This is a genomic window from Actinopolyspora mortivallis DSM 44261, assembly GCF_000384035.1.
Taxonomy (GTDB): Bacteria; Actinomycetota; Actinomycetes; order Mycobacteriales; family Pseudonocardiaceae; genus Actinopolyspora; species Actinopolyspora mortivallis.
On record NZ_KB913024.1, the window covers coordinates 1,240,160 to 1,256,925 of the forward strand.

At 68.3% G+C, this 16,766-nt stretch carries 17 protein-coding genes; 12 read left to right on the plus strand and 5 right to left on the minus strand.

Annotated features, from left to right (window positions below; all coding sequences use genetic code 11):
- Nucleotides 1-325: 325 nt before the first annotated feature.
- Genes ACTMO_RS0106090 through ACTMO_RS0106110 form a run of 5 tightly spaced genes read left to right on the plus strand, consistent with a single transcriptional unit; the run spans nucleotide 326 to nucleotide 4,267 of the window.
- On the plus strand, nucleotides 326-1,585 hold the full coding sequence (locus ACTMO_RS0106090; protein WP_019853781.1) for a sensor histidine kinase: 1,260 nt from the start codon (nucleotides 326-328) through the stop codon (nucleotides 1,583-1,585).
- A complete protein-coding gene (locus ACTMO_RS0106095) occupies nucleotides 1,582-2,025 on the plus strand; it encodes a roadblock/LC7 domain-containing protein (protein WP_019853782.1) in 444 nt (147 codons plus the stop codon). The genes ACTMO_RS0106090 and ACTMO_RS0106095 overlap by 4 nt, the downstream gene beginning before the upstream one ends.
- A 17-nt stretch (nucleotides 2,026-2,042) precedes the next feature.
- Nucleotides 2,043-2,414 carry a DUF742 domain-containing protein gene (locus tag ACTMO_RS0106100; protein ID WP_019853783.1) on the plus strand — a complete coding sequence of 124 codons (372 nt, stop codon included), beginning with the start codon at nucleotides 2,043-2,045 and terminating at the stop codon, nucleotides 2,412-2,414.
- On the plus strand, nucleotides 2,389-2,985 hold the full coding sequence (locus tag ACTMO_RS0106105) for a GTP-binding protein (protein WP_342670105.1): 597 nt from the start codon (nucleotides 2,389-2,391) through the stop codon (nucleotides 2,983-2,985). The genes ACTMO_RS0106100 and ACTMO_RS0106105 overlap by 26 nt, the downstream gene beginning before the upstream one ends.
- A gap of 46 nt (nucleotides 2,986-3,031) precedes the next feature.
- Complete coding sequence (locus ACTMO_RS0106110) at nucleotides 3,032-4,267, plus strand: styrene monooxygenase/indole monooxygenase family protein (RefSeq protein WP_026448932.1); 1,236 nt, start codon at nucleotides 3,032-3,034, stop codon at nucleotides 4,265-4,267.
- A gap of 104 nt (nucleotides 4,268-4,371) precedes the next feature.
- Here ACTMO_RS0106110 and ACTMO_RS0106115 read toward each other — a convergent pair whose 3' ends face one another.
- A complete protein-coding gene (locus ACTMO_RS0106115) occupies nucleotides 4,372-5,262 on the minus strand; it encodes a PAC2 family protein (protein ID WP_019853786.1) in 891 nt (296 codons plus the stop codon).
- 292 nt (nucleotides 5,263-5,554) lie between these two features.
- On the opposite strand from ACTMO_RS0106115, the gene ACTMO_RS0106125 reads away from it, so the two are divergent.
- The 3 genes from ACTMO_RS0106125 to ACTMO_RS0106135 all read left to right on the plus strand — a co-directional run bounded on the left by ACTMO_RS0106125 (nucleotide 5,555) and on the right by ACTMO_RS0106135 (nucleotide 7,652).
- On the plus strand, nucleotides 5,555-6,271 hold the full coding sequence (locus tag ACTMO_RS0106125; protein WP_019853788.1) for an HAD family hydrolase: 717 nt from the start codon (nucleotides 5,555-5,557) through the stop codon (nucleotides 6,269-6,271).
- Between the two features lie 73 nt (nucleotides 6,272-6,344).
- Nucleotides 6,345-6,608 carry a phosphoribosyl-ATP diphosphatase gene (locus tag ACTMO_RS0106130; protein WP_026448934.1) on the plus strand — a complete coding sequence of 88 codons (264 nt, stop codon included), beginning with the start codon at nucleotides 6,345-6,347 and terminating at the stop codon, nucleotides 6,606-6,608.
- Nucleotides 6,609-6,806: 198 nt separating this feature from the next.
- Nucleotides 6,807-7,652, plus strand: coding sequence for a VOC family protein (locus ACTMO_RS0106135; protein WP_019853790.1), 846 nt, complete (start codon nucleotides 6,807-6,809; stop codon nucleotides 7,650-7,652).
- 61 nt (nucleotides 7,653-7,713) lie between these two features.
- Here ACTMO_RS0106135 and ACTMO_RS0106140 read toward each other — a convergent pair whose 3' ends face one another.
- Both ACTMO_RS0106140 and ACTMO_RS0106145 read right to left on the minus strand, forming a co-directional pair.
- Nucleotides 7,714-8,505 carry a thioesterase family protein gene (locus tag ACTMO_RS0106140; RefSeq protein WP_019853791.1) on the minus strand — a complete coding sequence of 264 codons (792 nt, stop codon included), beginning with the start codon at nucleotides 8,503-8,505 and terminating at the stop codon, nucleotides 7,714-7,716.
- Between the two features lie 45 nt (nucleotides 8,506-8,550).
- Nucleotides 8,551-9,471 carry a RecB family exonuclease gene (locus ACTMO_RS0106145; protein ID WP_019853792.1) on the minus strand — a complete coding sequence of 307 codons (921 nt, stop codon included), beginning with the start codon at nucleotides 9,469-9,471 and terminating at the stop codon, nucleotides 8,551-8,553.
- A gap of 157 nt (nucleotides 9,472-9,628) precedes the next feature.
- Here ACTMO_RS0106145 and ACTMO_RS0106150 point away from each other — a divergent pair, with 157 nt between their 5' ends.
- Together ACTMO_RS0106150 and ACTMO_RS0106155 are read left to right on the plus strand one after the other, a co-directional pair.
- A complete protein-coding gene (locus tag ACTMO_RS0106150; RefSeq protein WP_019853793.1) occupies nucleotides 9,629-10,759 on the plus strand; it encodes a site-2 protease family protein in 1,131 nt (376 codons plus the stop codon).
- A gap of 89 nt (nucleotides 10,760-10,848) precedes the next feature.
- Nucleotides 10,849-11,679, plus strand: coding sequence for a tRNA (adenine-N1)-methyltransferase (locus tag ACTMO_RS0106155; protein WP_019853794.1), 831 nt, complete (start codon nucleotides 10,849-10,851; stop codon nucleotides 11,677-11,679).
- A 141-nt stretch (nucleotides 11,680-11,820) separates the two neighbouring features.
- Here the strand turns inward: ACTMO_RS0106155 and ACTMO_RS21895 are convergent, their stop codons facing one another.
- Nucleotides 11,821-12,609, minus strand: a complete 789-nt coding sequence (locus tag ACTMO_RS21895; protein WP_019853795.1) for an Rv0361 family membrane protein — start codon at nucleotides 12,607-12,609, stop codon at nucleotides 11,821-11,823.
- 43 nt (nucleotides 12,610-12,652) lie between these two features.
- Nucleotides 12,653-13,297: a hypothetical protein gene (locus ACTMO_RS0106165; protein WP_019853796.1), complete on the minus strand. Its 645-nt coding sequence runs from the start codon at nucleotides 13,295-13,297 to the stop codon at nucleotides 12,653-12,655.
- Between the two features lie 592 nt (nucleotides 13,298-13,889).
- Here ACTMO_RS0106165 and arc point away from each other — a divergent pair.
- On the plus strand, nucleotides 13,890-15,683 hold the full coding sequence (arc, locus tag ACTMO_RS0106170; RefSeq protein WP_019853797.1) for a proteasome ATPase: 1,794 nt from the start codon (nucleotides 13,890-13,892) through the stop codon (nucleotides 15,681-15,683).
- A gap of 114 nt (nucleotides 15,684-15,797) precedes the next feature.
- Complete coding sequence (locus tag ACTMO_RS0106175; protein WP_019853798.1) at nucleotides 15,798-16,751, plus strand: aldo/keto reductase; 954 nt, start codon at nucleotides 15,798-15,800, stop codon at nucleotides 16,749-16,751.
- Nucleotides 16,752-16,766: the final 15 nt, after the last annotated feature.

The window sequence follows — 16,766 nt, forward strand, 5'->3', positions numbered from 1 at the left end:
AAGCGGGCCCGATTCTTCGGGAAAATCGGACACGCACGGTGTCTCCCTTTTCGGCGCGAAGCGCTCCCGTCCTCATTCGTGAGGCGGTGAGCTGCGTTTCCGTTCCCCTCGGCGAATCATGGTCGATATGTGTCCGACTGCTCCGTTGCGGTGAACTCCACTGAAACGAATCATGTCGTCGGCACTCGCCATTCTGCTCCAACCAGGGGCGTCGTACACTCTTGCGCGCCGGTCTGATTGGATCTTGTGACATGAGTCCGCACGGAGCCCGGATCGGTGCTACGCGCTTTGGTTGCGAGGTGGGACGGTGAGTCGGGTATGGGAGATGCTCGAACGTTCGCGCAGAACGTTGCGGGAGGGGACGGCCAGACAACGGTTGGAGGGCTCCACCAGACAGCTGTTGCAGCGTTCCCGCGAGACCGTGGCCCAGATCATCGGACCGACCTCCCCGCGTGAGTCCGGCACCCAGGACGTGCTGGCCGGGGTGTGCTCCAGTGTGGCCCTGCGCGACCTGAACCTGGTGGACTCGTTACTCGAACAGCTCGAGCGGATGGAGGCCGAGGAGGACGATCCGGAAGCCCTGGACCGCCTCTACCGGCTCGACCATCTCGCCACACGACTGCGGCGCAACGGGGAGAACCTGCGTGTGTTGGCGGGCAGGGACGCGGGCGGAACGCGTCCGGAGTCGGCCACGCTGGTCGACGTCGTCCGCGCGGGGATGTCGGCCATCGAGCAGTACGGCAGGGTGGAGTTCGGGAAGGTGGCCGAGCTGGGCGTGGTCGGCCTGGCCGCCGACGACGTCAGCCGGTTGTTGGCCGAACTGCTGGACAACGCCACGGTCCATTCCCCACCGGACTCGGCGGTGACCGTCAGTGCGCACCTGACCGAGCAGGGAAGTGTCATGGTGCGGGTCGAGGACTCGGGGATCGGCCTGCCCGCGGCGCGGCTCTCCGCGCTGAACGAGCGGCTGGCCAGTGCCCCCGTGCTCGACCGCGAGGCGGTGCGACACATGGGACTGGCGGTGGTGCGCAGGCTGTCGGCCCGGCACGGGATCCGGGTGTGGTTGTCCCGCCGTGCTCCGCACGGGACCACCGCCTCGGTGCTGCTTCCGTCCGCTTTGGTGCACGAACGTTACCGATCGGACTCCCGCGGCGGCGGGAAGGAGACCTCCGGAACCCCGGGAACACGCCTCACTCCGGCCGCTCCGGTGGGAAGAGCCCGTACTGGGAACCCCTCAGGCACGGAGGACCGAAGCGGCCCGGTCGAACCACCGGAACGGACGTCCGCGCCGCCCGCCACGGAGGAGCCGGCCTGGCCTTCCGAGGACCAGCGGACTCCGCGACCACGAGAGACGGAGCCCTCGACCACCGTGAACGGACTGCCGCGCAGGGTTTCGCAGAGTCTGAAGGGGTCCTCGGCGGCCCGCCAGGACACCCCCGCCCCCACGGACCGGGGCACGGGGGTGGACATGCGCCGTAGCCACGAGCAACTGTTGGCCGATCTGGGTGCTTTCGCCGAAGGCGAGCGGGAGGCCAAACAGGCCGGTCAGGACGACAACGACGACGCCGAGAGGTCACAGCAGTGACGGCTGCAGAAGACAGTGCCCAGCCCCCGAACTTCGACTGGTTAGTCGACGACTTCGTGCGCAGAGTGCACGGTGTCACCCACGCGTTGATCCTGTCGGCGGACGGTCTTCCGCTGGCGGGGTCCTCCTCGGTCACCAATGACGAGGCCGAACAGTTGGCGGCGATCTCCAGTGGTCTGCTCAGCCTGGCCCAGAACGGGTCGGCCCTGTTCGACAAGGGGGCCTGTGAGCAGATCATCATCAGGTTGAACCACGGCTACTTCCTGTTCATGGGGATAGGAAGCGGTGCCGGGTTGGCCGTGCTCACTTCCTCGGAGGCACAGATGCGGGTGGTCGCCTACGAGATGACCCAGTTCGTCGAGAACACCGGACACGCGTTGACCCCCGAGGTTCGGGCCGACCTGCGGCGGGTGGTCACCGCCAGGCGACCGAGTGACTGATCGGTTAAGGAACCCCCATGGCCACACACGCACAGACCCAGCGGGAAACGCGCAGCAGCCGGGTGCGCCCCTACGCCCTGACCGGTGGGCGTACTCGGACACGCCACCAGCTCCTGGTCGAGACGATGATCTCGGTCACCGAGTACGACCCCGAGGTCGCCGAGAGGCTGCTGCCCGAGTCCCGTGCGGTGTACGAGCACGCTCGCAGCCCGGTCTCGCTCGCCGAGCTTTCGGCCACACTGGACATCCCGCTCGGTGTGATCCGAGTGCTGGTCAGTGATCTGGCGGCGGACGGGGTGATTTTCATTCACCCGACCGGGCAGGCCTACAGTTACGACCACAACATCCTCGAGAGGATTCTCGATGGCCTCAACAAGCTCTCCGCGTGACCACGCCGAACTGATGCTCTCGGCGAAGATCGTGATCGCGGGTGGCTTCGGAGTCGGTAAGACCACGTTCGTCTCGTCGGTGTCCGAGATCGCACCCCTGAACACGGAGGCCTGGATGACCGAGGCCAGTGAGGGCGTCGACGATCTCGACCCCGACGGGGACAAGACGACCACCACGGTCGCGATGGACTTCGGGCGCATCCAGCTGCACCCGGATCTCATGCTGTACCTGTTCGGCACCCCGGGCCAGTCGCGTTTCTGGTTCCTCTGGGACGACCTGACCAGGGGTGCGCTCGGTGCCGTCGTACTGGTCGACACCCGACGTCTCTCGGAGTCCTTCGCGGCGATCAACTACTTCGAACACGACTCGGAGATCCCGTTCGTGGTGGCGGTGAACCTGTTCGACGGCAGGCTGACCCACGACCTGGAAGAGGTGCGTGAGGCGTTGGCGCTGGCCCCGGACGTTCCCTTGATTACCTGTGACGCACGTGATTCATTGTCCACTGTGGATACGCTGCGTGCCTTGGTCACGCACACCATGAGGCTGAACGTGACCCACGGCGCCGCGTGACCGTGGCCGTGGCGGGGAAATGTCGTCGGGTGAGAAGGAGGACGCGGTGCGCAAGATCCTCATCGTGGGTGCGGGGCAGGCGGGCTTACAGATCGGCCTCAGCCTGCTCGCGCACGACTACGACGTGACCATCATGTCCGCACGGACCCCGGAGGAGATCCGCGGTGGCCGCGTCATGTCCACACAGGCCATGTTCCACACCGCGCTGCAACACGAACGGGAGTACGAGCTCAACCTCTGGGAGGACCAGGCACCCCGGATCGAGGGACTCGGCGTGTCGGTGGCCGACTCCGACGGACGACGCGCCATCGACTGGGTCGGCGAGCTGGACCACTACGGACAGTCGGTGGACCAACGTATCAAGATGGCCGGCTGGTTGGAACTGTTCGAGGACCGCGGAGGCAAGGTCGTCTTCCACGGTGTGACCACCTCGGACCTGGACTCGCTGACCAGGCACTACGAACTCGTCCTCGTGGCGGCGGGCAAAGGCGAACTGGTGCAGCTCTTCGGGCGGGACCCGAGTCGCTCCCCCTACAGCACTCCCCAGCGGGTGCTGTCGGTGAGTTATGTGCACGGCGCCGAACGCAGGCCCGAACACCCCGACATGGACGCGGTGCGTTTCAACGCCGTCCCCGGTGTGGGCGAACTGTTCGTCATTCCCGGTCTGACGCTGAGTGGGCCCTGCGAGATCCCCTTCTTCGAGGGGATACCGGGAGGGCCCCTGGACTGCTGGTCCGACCGTCCGCCCGCCCGGGAGCACTGGCAGCGGATGCTGGAGCTCATGCGCCGCTACTTTCCCTGGGAGCACGAGCGTTTCCGGAACGCGGAGGTGACCGACTCCCAGGGGACACTGGCCGGCGGGTACCCGCCCGTGGTCCGACACCCCGTGGGGGAACTTCCCTCGGGAGGGCTGGTGCTGGGCATGGCAGACGTCGTCGTGGCCAACGACCCCATCACCGGCCAGGGCTCCAACAACGCCAGTAAGTGCGCGAGATCGTACCTGGACAGCATCCTCGAACACGGGGACCGGCCGTTCGACCGGGAGTGGATGCAGCGGACCTTCGAACGCTACTGGTCCGTGGTGGAACCGGTGACCACCTGGACGAACACGATGCTGCAACCGCCGTCCGAACACATGATGGACGTCCTCAGGCGGGCGGAGCGGAACAGGGCGGTTCGGCAGCGGTTCGTCAACGGTTTCAACGATCCCGCCGACTTCGGTGACTGGTTCCTCGACGAGGAACTGGGCCGGCGGTACCTGGCCGAGGTGGCGCCGAACTGACCGGGGTCCGCGAGCCCGGTCGCTGTCGAGACAGGGCGGGGCTCGTCCGGCTGAGGTGGCCGGTGCGGTGTCGCGACGGTACCGGCCACCTCCGCCGACCGGACTCACGCCGAGGTGGGGCCGGACGGCCCCTTCCCTCCGGGATCCTCGGGGCCACGCCGGCGCAGATAGCGTTCGAACTCGGCGGCGATGTCCTCACCGCTGGTCTCGGTCAGCGAACTCTCGGCGTCGCCCCGTTCCTCCAGGGCCCGGACGTAGTTGCGGACGTCCTCGTCCTCCTCGGCCATCTCACTGACGGTGTTCTCCCACTCCTCGGCCTGTTCGGGCAGGTTGTGCAGGGGCACCTCCAGGTCGAGCACCTCCTCCACGCGGTGCAGCAACGCCAGAGTCGCCTTGGGGGAGGGCGGTTGGGAGACGTAGTGCGGAACCGCCGCCCAGAAGGAGATGGCGGGTACTCCCGCCTGAACACAGGTGTCCTGGAAGACCCCCACGATCCCGGTGGGGCCCTCGTAGCGGGAGTGCTCCAGACCGAAACGACTGGCCGAGGCGTTGTCGTAGGCGGTGCCGGTCACCGGAATGGGGCGGGTGTGCGGAGCGTCGGCCAGCAGCGCCCCCAGACTGATCACGGTCCCGGCTCCGGCCAGCTCGACGTGTTCGAGCAGTTCGGCACAGAACGCGCGCCAGCGCATGTTCGGTTCCACACCGTGTACGAGCACCACGTCCCGGTCGAGCCCGGGCGGCCGGCACACCGAGAGTCTGGTGGTCGGCCACACGATCTCCCTGCTCACTCCCCCCACGAGTTTCACCGTGGGACGGGACACCTGGAAGTCGTAGTACGGATCCGGGTCGATCTCGGTCCAGCTGGTCGCGTCCCAGACGAGCTGAAGGTGCTCGATGGCGGTGCTGGCGGCGTCGCCACCGTCGTTCCAGCCCTCGAAGGCGCAGATCAGGACGGCGTCTTCGGGGTCGAACCAGTCAGGCAGTGGAGGTGTCACGGGGAACAGGGTACTCGCCGTAGTCGGTTGTTCAGGAGACGACGGATACGGGCGCGGCAGTACGTCAAGGGGGCGGGCCGACCGGGCCGGGAGTTCTCCCGCGACGGCTGCGTGGAGCCGGATCGGACACCGGGGCCGGTTCCACCGGGAACCGGTGCCGAGGTGTTCGTGATCACACGGGACGCCGCCTACCGTGCGTGAACCATTAGGCTGGGACCATGACCTACGAGCGAGGCGTGTGGTGCCCGGTCATCCGCGACGGGGAAAGCACCGAGCGGTAGGCCCGGTGCCGATGTCCGAGACGGGTCCTCGTCCCAGGCGTGAACCTCGGAGGCAGGCCGTCACGCCGCCGGCGGCGGTGCTGTTCGACATGGACGGCACCCTCGTCGACTCCGAGAAGCTCTGGACGGTGGCGATGGACGATTTCGCCGCCTGTCACGGAGCCGAGATCAGTGAGGCAGCCAGGGCCAGCATGGTGGGCTCCAACATGACCCGCAGCATGCGGCTGTTGCTGGCCGACCTGGGGATGCCCACGGAAGCGGCCGAGATCGAGTCCGCCGGACGGTGGGTCGTGGCGCGGATGGCCGAGATGTTGGCTTCCGATCTGGAGTGGCGGCCGGGAGCCGAGAGGGCGCTGCGTGAGATCACCTCCCAGGGCATTCCCACCGCCCTGGTGACCTCCACCATTCGTTCGTTGACCGACATCGCCCTGCGCACCATCGGACCGGACACCTTCGACGCGACCGTCTGCGGTGACGAGGTCGACGGCCTGAACAAGCCCGAGCCGGAGCCCTACCTGCGTGCCTGCCGCGCGTTGGGGGTGGACCCCGCGGAGTGCGTGGCGGTGGAGGACTCACCCACGGGGGTCGCTTCGGCCGTGGCAGCCGGGTGCACCGTCCTCGGTGTGGCCTGCGAGGTTCCTCTCGAGCCGGCTTCCGGGTGCGTGCTCCGGGACTCCCTCGAAGGGCTCGACAGCGCCGAGCTGGCCGCCCTGTTCGACGAGCGTTGAGTTCTCCCGCTCCGTGCCGTGGCTCCCACGGCCGGTGTGGGTGACGGCGACCGGGGATGCAAGGATCGAGTTCGTGAAGACCTTCGACGAGCTGTTCAGCGAACTCGAACAACGCGCCCGCACCCGTCCTGAGGGGTCCTCCACCGTCGCCGCCCTCGACGCCGGGGTGCACGCCCAGGGGAAGAAGGTGCTGGAGGAGGCCGGTGAGGTGTGGCTGGCCGCCGAGCACGAGTCGGACGAGAACCTCGCCGAGGAGGCCTCCCAGCTGCTCTACCGCCTGCAGGTGATCCTGCTGGCCCGGGGGCTCACCCTCGGGGACGTCTACCGCCACCTCTGAGGACTCCGGGCGCGGTGAGCTCTTCCGGACTCACACGTCCCGTCTCCGGGACCTCCCGGTGGACACGGTTCCCGGCGCTCACGGGAAGGTGTGCGACCGGCACGGTTTGATCGGATCGTGATCGAAAAACCCCACAGTGTGTTCCGGCTGGGGGACAATGCCGGGGCAGAGGATCGCGAAACCGCTCGGGAGGTTCTCATGGGTGTGGTCCCTGTGGGCGCGGCACCGCCCAGGTGGCAACTGTACGCGGGTATGCCCTGTTGGATCGAGTTGGTGACTCCCGACGTCGACAGCGCCCGCGAGTTCTACGCCGCGTTGTTCGGGTGGAGTTACGAACAGCGCAACGACTCGGAGGGCGGCCACCACCTGCTGGCCCTGCACGAGGGTTTCCCCGTGGCGAGTCTGCGCACCACCGCCTCCGGTGAGGACGCCAAGTGGCGGTTGTTCCTGGCCACGGGGGACTGTCGGGCGGCCTGTGAACAGGCGGTGGAGCGCGGTGCCTGCGTCACGGTCGCACCCAGTCAGCTCGACGGTGTCGGAACGAAGGTCGTGCTGGAGGGCCCCTCGAACGCCGAGTTCGGTCTGCTGGAACCCGAGGCCTCCTGGCAGTTCGACGTGGGACTGCCGGGAACGCTCATGTGGGCCGAGCTGGTGACGATCAAGGCGCAGACGGCGGACCTGTTCTTCCAGGACCTGTTCGGCTACACAGACGCCCAGTTCGGCACGGAGAACCACCTCGACTACTCGGTGTGGTACCTGGGCGAGGAGTCGGTGTTGGCCAGGGTGAGCATGCTGCGCGAGCACATCGACGCACGGACACGTCCGCACTGGCTGCTCTACCTCGGTGTTTCGGAGGAGGTCGGCACCGACGAGGCGGTACGACGTGCCGTGGGTGCCCACGGGCGGGTACGGGTGGATCCCTACGACTCGGCGCTGGGCAGGGCCGCCGTGCTGCGTGACCCCACGGGGGCCCGGTTCGCCCTGGTCGATCCGAGCCGGGCTCCCGTGGGGAACGCCGCGAACTACGATCCCTACGAGGACTGAACTCGCCGACCCACGCGTCGGTGGCCGGTTCGCCGCCGGCGGACCGGCCCGGGAGGAGCCCTCAGACCCTGCTCGGCATCAGCGCCTGGGCGCTGCGCCCCACCGGGCCCGTGGCGTCGTGCAGGGTGCTGTGGGTCAGGCCCGCCCCGTCCGGACCGATGGCTGTTTTCGCGTCGAGTCCGACCCACTCGTCCACGGGATCCCGGCTCAGATGGACCGTCAGGTCCGTGTTGGCGAAGGCCCACCGTTCGAACGGCAGGGGGCTGGACACGCCGCTGGAGCAGTCCGCGACGGCGAACAACCGTTGCAGTGGACTCGTCCGTTCCCCGGCGACCAGCGGCAGTCGTGGGCGTCCCCAGACGGCGGTGCCTCCGAGTCCGGGATCCGAGGTGTTCGCGTTCCGCCAGTCGAGTGCCCGCGCGTAACCTCCCGACCATCCCGCGGGCAGCGGCATGGGCCCACACGAGTCCGGCGCGGGCAGGCGGCGGGACTCGTCGGAGGCGACCTCGGTGGTGTCGGCGCGCCGCATCAGCCAGGCCCGTGCCAGCGCCGCCACCCGGCCACCGGCCGAGATCTCCGCCGTCACGAGTTCGACGGAGCGGCCGGGACGCGAGACCTCGCAGCGGACCTCGACCTCGTCCACGGGGACGGGCCCGAGCACGTCGACGGTCACCCGTCTGACCCCGCGCCCGCTTTCCGCGGTGTGCTGTTCGACTCCACGGACCAGCAGCGCGGCCACGGGGCCCAGATGCTGGGCCTTGTCGGACCAGGGGCCCACGGTGTGTTCGGTGGCTCGGTAGCGTCCCTGGCCCAACGGCTCGTAGAACGCCTCTTCGGCAGCGGATGTGTCCACCAGGTCTTCCTTCCGAAGCGGGGTGTGCTCAAGACGCCGATGCTGTCACGGCAGGTCCTCACGGCCGCGTTTCGTGGGCAGCTCGTCGGAGGCGGGTTCGGGCTCCGGCCATCCGGGATACTCCGGAGCCGTCCCCCCGTGCGCGGGGCAGAGCGGTTTGAAGTCGCAGAACCCGCACAGCCGTGAGGGATTGGGCCGGAAGTCGCCGCTGCGGCCCGCGCGCAGGATGGCCTGCCAGATCGCCTCCAGGGTCCGTTCGAATCCGGTCAGCTCGGCCTCGTCCGGAGTGTAGGTCAGGGCCTGCCGGTCGGACAGGTACATCAACAGCAGCTGGCTGGGCAACTCTCCCCGGAGGCGCCACAGCACCAGGGCGTAGAACTTCATCTGGAACATGGCCCTGGCCTCGCCAAGCTGCCGGGGAGCAGCCCCGGTCTTGTAGTCCACCAGGCGGATCTCCCCGGTCGGGGCCACGTCGATGCGGTCGATGAACCCGCGCAGCAGCACCCCGCTGTCCAGTTCGGTCTCCACGCGTTTCTCGCAGGCCTCCGGTTCGATCCGCCGCGGGTCCTCCAACTCGAAATAGGACTCCAGCAGTCGTCCGGCCGACTCCAGCCACTCGTCCAGTTCGGTCTCGTCGCTGAACAGCTCGGTCAACTCCGGCTGCTCGGAGCTGAGTTCCTTCCAGGCCGGGGCGAGCAGGTCGGTGGCCGTGGCCCGGTTGCGCTGCGCGGCGGGCAGTTCGAAAAGTCGTTCCAACACGCTGTGCACGACCGTCCCCCGAGCCTGTGCCCGGGTGGGGGTTTCCGGCAGTCGGTCCACCGCGCGGAAGCGGTACAACAAGGGGCACTGCTTGAAGTCGCTCGCCCGGGAGGGGGAGAGGGCGGGTCGGCGCTGTGGTTCCCGGTCCGACCCGGGCCGGGAGGTGGCATTTCCGTTCTGTTGGGCGTTGCGGACCGATTGCGCCATGGACGAGCACCCTAGTCGATTCCGGGCGGAGATCGTGCGACCAATCCCGTCGGGACGGCATCGCGCCGGCGCAACCGGCCCCGCGCTTTCCGTACGACACACCGGGAAGGACGCCACGGGTGCGAAACCGGGCCGCGGGGCGTTCTAGGCTTTCGTCATGGCCACAGGCGACCGAGCCGGAAACGGTACGGGGGGACTGCACCTCTGCCGGGTCTCCGGTGTTCCCGTGTTGCTGTCTCCGTCGTGGTGGCTGGGGGCCGCGGTCGTGGTGTTGCTGTACACCCCGCTGGTCGGAGAGCTGCTGCCCGGGGCGGGCGTGTGGGCCAGTGCGCTGGTGGCCACCACGTTCACCGTGTTTCTGGCCGTCTCGGTGCTGTTGCACGAACTGGGGCACTGCCTGGTGGCCCTGCGGCTCGGTCTGCCCGTCCGCAGGATCAGACTGTTCCTGCTCGGGGGGATCTCGGAGATCTCCCGCAGTCCTCCCACCCCCTTCCGGGAGGGGCTGATCGCGGCGGCCGGCCCCGCGGTCTCCCTGGCGCTGGCCGCGTCCACCGGAGTCGGGTGGTTCGCCCTGCAGCCGCACGGGGCCGTGTGGCTGTTGGTGGCCCAGACCTGCGTGGCCAATCTCGCCGTCGGGGTGTTCAACCTGCTTCCCGGGCTGCCGCTCGACGGGGGACGCATGTTGCGGGCGTTGGTCTGGAGACTGACCGGGGACCGCCATCACGGCACCGTTGCGGCCGTGATCGGGGCCGTCGTGGTGTCCGTGGGGCTGCTCGGCTGGGCACTCGCCGGGATCCTCACCGAGGCGCAGGGGCGGTGGCTGCGCCTGGCCGTGTGCGTCCTGATGGCCTGGTTCGTGATCGTCGGAGCGGTCTCGGAGTACACCTCGGGGCGGCGTGAGCGCTGGCCCGTCGGGGCGGAGCTGCGTGACCTGTTGCGGCCGGTGCTGCAGTTGCCCGCGGAAAGCCCCGTGGGGGACGCCCTGTTGGCCGCCGCCGGGCGCGGGGTGGTGCTGGTGCGGGCCGACGGGATCGCGGTCGGGCTGTTGGACGGGGACAAGGCGGTCAGGCTGGCCGAGTCCTCGCCCGCCGAACCTGCCGAACGGGCCGCCGAGGAGGTCAGGCCGGAGACGGTGCTGCTGGACAGCGAGTCCCCGGAACTCGTGTTGCAGCGGGTGCACGGGGCGGCGGCCAAGCAGTTCCTGGTGGTGGACGGTGACGGCAAACCCTGTGGGGTGCTGTGGCGCTCCGAACTCCGGGCTGCGGCGCGCCGGCACGGCACCGCCTGAGTCGTGCCGGGGCTCGGCACGGTGTCTGGCAGGATGGCCTGCCGTCTCCGCATCGGGGACCGTGCGTACACGTGGGAGGTTCGACACAGGTGAGCAGCGTCAACGGGCCGTTCGGGCCGGGGGATCGGGTTCAACTGACCGATCCGAAGGGACGACGCAAGACAATCGTGCTCCAGCCGGGAGGCGAGTATCACACCCAGTACGGTGTGCTCTCCCACGACGCGTTGATCGGCCAGCCCGAAGGGTCCGTGGTCTCCTCGACCGGCGGGATGTCCTATCTGGCCGTGCGACCGTTGTTGTCCGACTACGTGCTGTCCATGCCGCGGGGTGCGCAGGTCATCTATCCCAAGGACGCCGCCCAGATCCTGATGTGGGGGGACGTCCGTCCCGGGGCGCGGGTGCTGGAGGCCGGTGCCGGTTCGGGGGCGCTGACCTGCTCGCTGCTGCGTGCCGTCGGTGAGCACGGGACGGTGGAGTCCTGGGAGGTGCGTTCCGACCACGCCGACCACGCGGAACGCAACGTGGTGCGGTTCTTCGGCGAGCACCCCGCCAACTGGACCCTGCACGTCGGGGACGTCACCGAGTACTCCGGCGGCGAGGTGGACCGTGTGGTGCTGGACATGGTCTCCCCCTGGGAGGCGCTGGAACCCGTGCACCGGGCGCTCGTTCCCGGCGGGGTGCTGGTCGTCTACGTGGCGACGACGACCCAGCTGTCGACGGTCACCGAGGCCCTGCGGGAACAGCAGGGCTGGACCGAACCACAGTCCTGGGAGACCCTGATCCGTCCGTGGCACGCGGTGGGTATGGCGGTGCGGCCGGAGCACAGGATGGTGGCGCACACGGCGTTCCTGCTGGTCGCCCGCAGGCTTGCCGATGGTGTGACCCCCTTGCGCGTGCACCGCAGGCCGAGCAAGGGATGACGGGGTGGACTCTCCGGCGGGTCGAACCGGGGCACTCGCTCGACCCGTCGGAGGTCAGCCGGGGCTTCGGTCACCGGGTTCCGTGTCCCGGCGCTCCTGTGGGCGCGGCACTCCCGGAGCGGGACGAGCCGGTGTTCCCGGTCACCCCATGCTGTCGCCCGCGTTGCCGCACGCCTTCCACTCCCCGCTCTCCTTCTTCATGCGGATCGTGTTCCTGAAGGGGTCCTGGTTCCGCCCGTCGAGGGAGAGTTTCATCGTGAACTCGCCGGTGTCGTCCTGGTGGGTGACGTCGACGAGCTCCACCCGCACCTTCTTCAGCTGTTCGAGCTGCTGGTTGGTCATGTTCTCCGTCTCCTGCCGCATGTCCTCCAGGGACTTGACGAACTCGGACCGCTTCTCGCTGCAGACGAGGCTGCTGAACTCGTCGCCGAGGGGCTGCTCGGGGGCGGCGAACTGACGCTGGGCCAGTTCCGTGTAACGCTCTGCGAGCTCCTGCGGACCCCTTCCTCCGCCGGTGAACGCGACGACCAGGAGGACGACGGCGCCGATGAGAACGACGCCGCCGACTCCGCCGAGGATCCAGGGGAGCTTGGATTTTCCGCCTCCGGTCGGGCCGGTGGGCTGACCGTAGGGGAACTGCTGGCCCGGGTACTGCTGGTATCCCGGCTGACCCCAGCCTGGCTGACCCCAGCCCTGTTGGGGCCAGCCCTGTTGGGGTCCGGAGGGCGGGTACTGGCCGCCGGGCTGACCGCCCCAGACCGGTTGCTGTCCACTGGCCGGGTACTGCCCCCCGGGCTGTGCGTAGGGGTTCGAACCGTACTGCTGTCCCCACTGCTGTTCGGCACCGGCGGGGAACTGGCCTCCCGAGGGGGCGTACGGGTTCTGCTGTCCCCAGGGGTCGTGCTGCCCCGGTTGCTGCGGGTATGTCATCGTCTTCCTTCTCTCGACGGTCGTGCCGCGTCTCGTCGGTTCGTCAACGGGCCAGATCGCAGAGTTTCCACTCGCCGTTCTCCAGGCGAAGTCCCAGGGTCTGATCGACCCGCTGGGACGTCCCCCCCAGGAAGTAGGTTCCGGTCAACTCCACCGTGGCGGTGGCGTCGTGGGCGGTGACTTCCCCCAGGCTCAGTTGAAACCGACCAGCGCTGAGCTGTTCGATCTGCCGTCGTAGTCGTGTCGAGTTCGCCGCGCACAGCTCCTCGTCCAACGCGGCGAAACGTCCGGAGTTGATTTTGTCCACCAGCCGTGCGGCGGTGTTTCCGGGGTCCACCGGTCCGGTGGGAACCAGGAAGTAACCACCCAGCAGTGCCGCGGCCAGCAGCGTGGCCGAAGCCGCGTACCGGCCCCTCCGACGTGGTCTGCGTGGCGGTGGGTCCAGTTCGGGGGGAATTTGTTCGTGGTCGAAGCGCCGGTGCGGACCGAGTGCCGGGTTCTGCCAGCGGGCGTCCCGGCCTTCGGGATGGGGCTCCTGCGGTCGGGGTGGCGGGTTCTCCCCGGGGAATCGTCCCCATGGGCTGGGAGTTCCCACTCCGCCGGCGGGACCGCGCGGGCCCGGGGACGTCGCGGATCCGGTCTGCCGGAAGGGGTCCCAGGGGACGGGTGACGGTGGCGGGTGGGACATCGGATCCTCCCCGAACGAGGACGTACTGGTCGACACGATCGGCCGCTCAAGTAGATCAGAAGTACTTTCGGTGGACAGGGGGAGTCGGGGAATTCCCCCGAAATCCGGACGCTGTGTCACCGCCTTCGCCTTTCGGAGGACATCTTCCGTGTCCAGTTGGTCGGGGCACAGCGTGTTCCCGAGTTCGCCGAACCTCGGCGTGTTTCCATGATGTGGGAGAAATCGGCGAACTTCTTCCCACTCAGTGGAAGCAGGAGAGGGGAAAGCTGGCGGAACCGTATTACGAATCGGATACCACACAGATGTCCGCCGCCTCTCCACGAACCCGGGATGTGGCGACAGCAGGTGTGTGTCGGAGCGGTACGACCGTCCTGGGTTCCGCTCCGTTCTCCCGAACGGACTAACGGGACGAAACACACCGTGATCGTCGCTGCGGCGGAGTCCCGTGACGGGAAGGTTACCGACGTGGTGTGGTTCATGTGGCACGGCCGTTTTCTGTGGCACTCTGGGGCGCCTGGCGGGATGCGATGACCTCGCGTTGTCGTTGATCGCCGGTACCGTGGTGGTACGAGCACGGGAGGAGGGTGCCGATATGCAGCACGACCGTCCCGACAACCGGCCGGAGGAGGCCGTTGGGCAGGGTGCCCGCGGCAGCGCGGACCAGAACGAACAGATCCGCGCCCTGCAGGACGAGATAGCCTCGCTGCGCAGCAGGCTCAACGAGTCTCCCCAGCAGGTTCGGTTGTTGGAGCAGCGGCTGGCCGAGGCATCCGAGAGAGTGAGCCAGCTCACCGAACGGAACGCAAAACTCACCGAGACCCTCAAAGAAGCGCGCAGCCAGCTGACCGCCCTGCGGGAAGAGGTCGACCGACTCGCCCAGCCCCCGAGCGGATACGGGGTTTTCCTCTGCGGGTACGAGGACGGAACGGTCGACGTGTTCACCTCGGGCAGGAAGATGCGCGTTGCCGTATCGCCGAACGTGAACGTGGAGGAGCTGCAACTCGGCCAGTCGGTCCGGCTCAACGAGGCCCTGACCGTGGTCGAGGCCGGGACTTTCGAACGTACCGGCGAAGTGTGTACGTTCCGCGAACTGCTTCCCAGCGCCGAGACCGACCAGCCGCGGCGCGCGCTGGTCACCGGCCACACCGACGAGGAACGCGTGGTGTGGGTGATTCCACCCCTGGTGGAGGCCGGGCTCAAGTCCGGTGACTCGGTGCTGGTGGACAGCAAGGTCGGTTACGCCTACGACACGGTGCCGAAAGCCGACGTCGAGGACCTCACCCTCGAGGAGGTGCCCGACGTCCGCTACGAGGACATCGGCGGGCTCGGCAACCAGATCGAGGAGATCAGGGATGCCGTCGAGCTGCCGTTTCTGCACTCGGAGCTGTACCTCCAGTACAAGCTGGCTCCCCCCAAGGGTGTCCTGCTGTACGGCCCGCCCGGGTGCGGGAAGACCCTCATCGCCAAGGCCGTGGCCAACTCGCTGGCGAAGAAGGTCGCCGAACAGCGTGGGGACGCCGACGGCCAGGCGAAGTCGTACTTCCTCAACGTCAAGGGTCCCGAGCTGCTGAACAAGTTCGTGGGTGAGACCGAGCGTCACATCCGGCTGATCTTCCAGCGTGCCCGGGAGAAGGCCTCGGAGGGCACACCGGTGATCGTGTTCTTCGACGAGATGGACTCGATCTTCCGTACCAGGGGCAGCGGTGTCTCCTCGGACGTGGAGACGACGATCGTCCCCCAGCTGCTCAGTGAGATCGACGGTGTCGAGGGGCTGGAGAACGTCATCGTGATCGGCGCCTCCAACCGCGAGGACATGATCGACCCCGCGATCCTGCGTCCGGGGCGACTGGACGTGAAGATCAAGATCGAGCGGCCCGACGCGGAGTCGGCCAAGGACATCTTCGCCAAGTACCTGACCAGCGACCTCCCCATCCACGAGGACGACCTGCGGGAGTTCGGCGGTGACCAGCCCACCTGTGTGGACGCGATGATCCAGACCACCGTGGAGCGGATGTACGCCGAGACCGACGAGAACCGTTTCCTGGAGGTCACCTACGCCAATGGGGACAAGGAGGTCCTGTACTTCAAGGACTTCAACTCCGGCGCGATGATCCAGAACATCGTGGACCGGGCGAAGAAGGCCGCGATCAAGTCGGCGATAGAAACCGGCCAGTCCGGCCTGCGGATCCAGAACCTGCAGGACGCCATCGTCGACGAGTTCGCCGAGAACGAGGACCTGCCCAACACGACCAACCCGGACGACTGGGCACGGATCTCCGGGAAGAAGGGCGAGCGGATCGTCTACATCCGCACCCTGGTCAGCGGTAAGAACCAGGAGTCGGGGCGGGCCATAGACACCGCCACCAACACCGGTCAGTACCTGTGACACCGTCCCCGCCGGGGTCGTTCCCGGTGGGACGTCGGGGCGCCGTCCGACGGACGGCGCCCCGCGTGCGTCTCGCGCTGTCGTGGCAGGCCCCGGCGGGGTACGTTACGGCCCATGACGGGTGTGGCGAACGCTCCCACGGAACGTCTCGGTGTCGGGCTGGCCGCCCTGGGACGGCCCGCCTACATCAACGTGGGGCGGGCCGAGGTGCTGCCGGGCCCGCGCACGGTGGAGGCCATGCGCGAGCGCACCAGGCAGGTGCTGGACGCCGCGTACGCGGCGGGGATCCGCCACGTGGACACCGCGCGTTCCTACGGCAGCGCCGAGCTCTTCCTGGCCGAGTGGTTGCGGGAGCGAGGTCACGCCGACGTGGTGGTCTCCAGCAAGTGGGGCTACGCCTACGTCGCCGAGTGGCGGATCGAAACCGAGGTTCACGAGGTCAAGGAGCACTCGCTGGAACGGTTCCGCCAGCAGTGGCCGGCCACCAGGGAGACGCTCGGCGAGCACCTGCGCCTCTACCAGGTTCATTCCCTGACCAGGGACAGCCCCCTGTTCGAGGACACCGAGTTGCAACGGGAACTGGCCAGGGTCCGCGACAGCGGGATGCTGCTGGGAATCTCCACCACCGGGGCGGGACAGGCCGACGCGATCGAGGCGGCCTGGGACCTGCGGGTCGGTGGCGAGCAGCTGTTCGGAGCGGTGCAGTCCACCTGGAACTCCCTGGAGCCCTCCGCGGGCAAGGCACTGCGTTACGCCCACGAAGGCGGATGGAGGGTGCTGGTCAAGGAGACGCTGGCCAACGGCAGACTGGCGGTGCGACCTCCTGCTCCGGTCGCCTCCGTGGCGGGACGGCACGGTGTGGGGGCCGACGCGGTGGCGTTGGCACACGTGCTGGCCCAGCCGTGGGCGGACACGGTGTTGCTCGGGGCGGCCAGTGTGGGGCAGCTCCGTAGCAACCTGCTCGCGTGTTCGTTGACGCTGGAGGAACGTGACCTGGACGAGCTGGCGGCCGCGGCCGGCGACCCGGCGACCTACTGGGGAGAGCGTTCGGCGCTGCCCTGGCACTAGGCGGTCCCGGTGGAA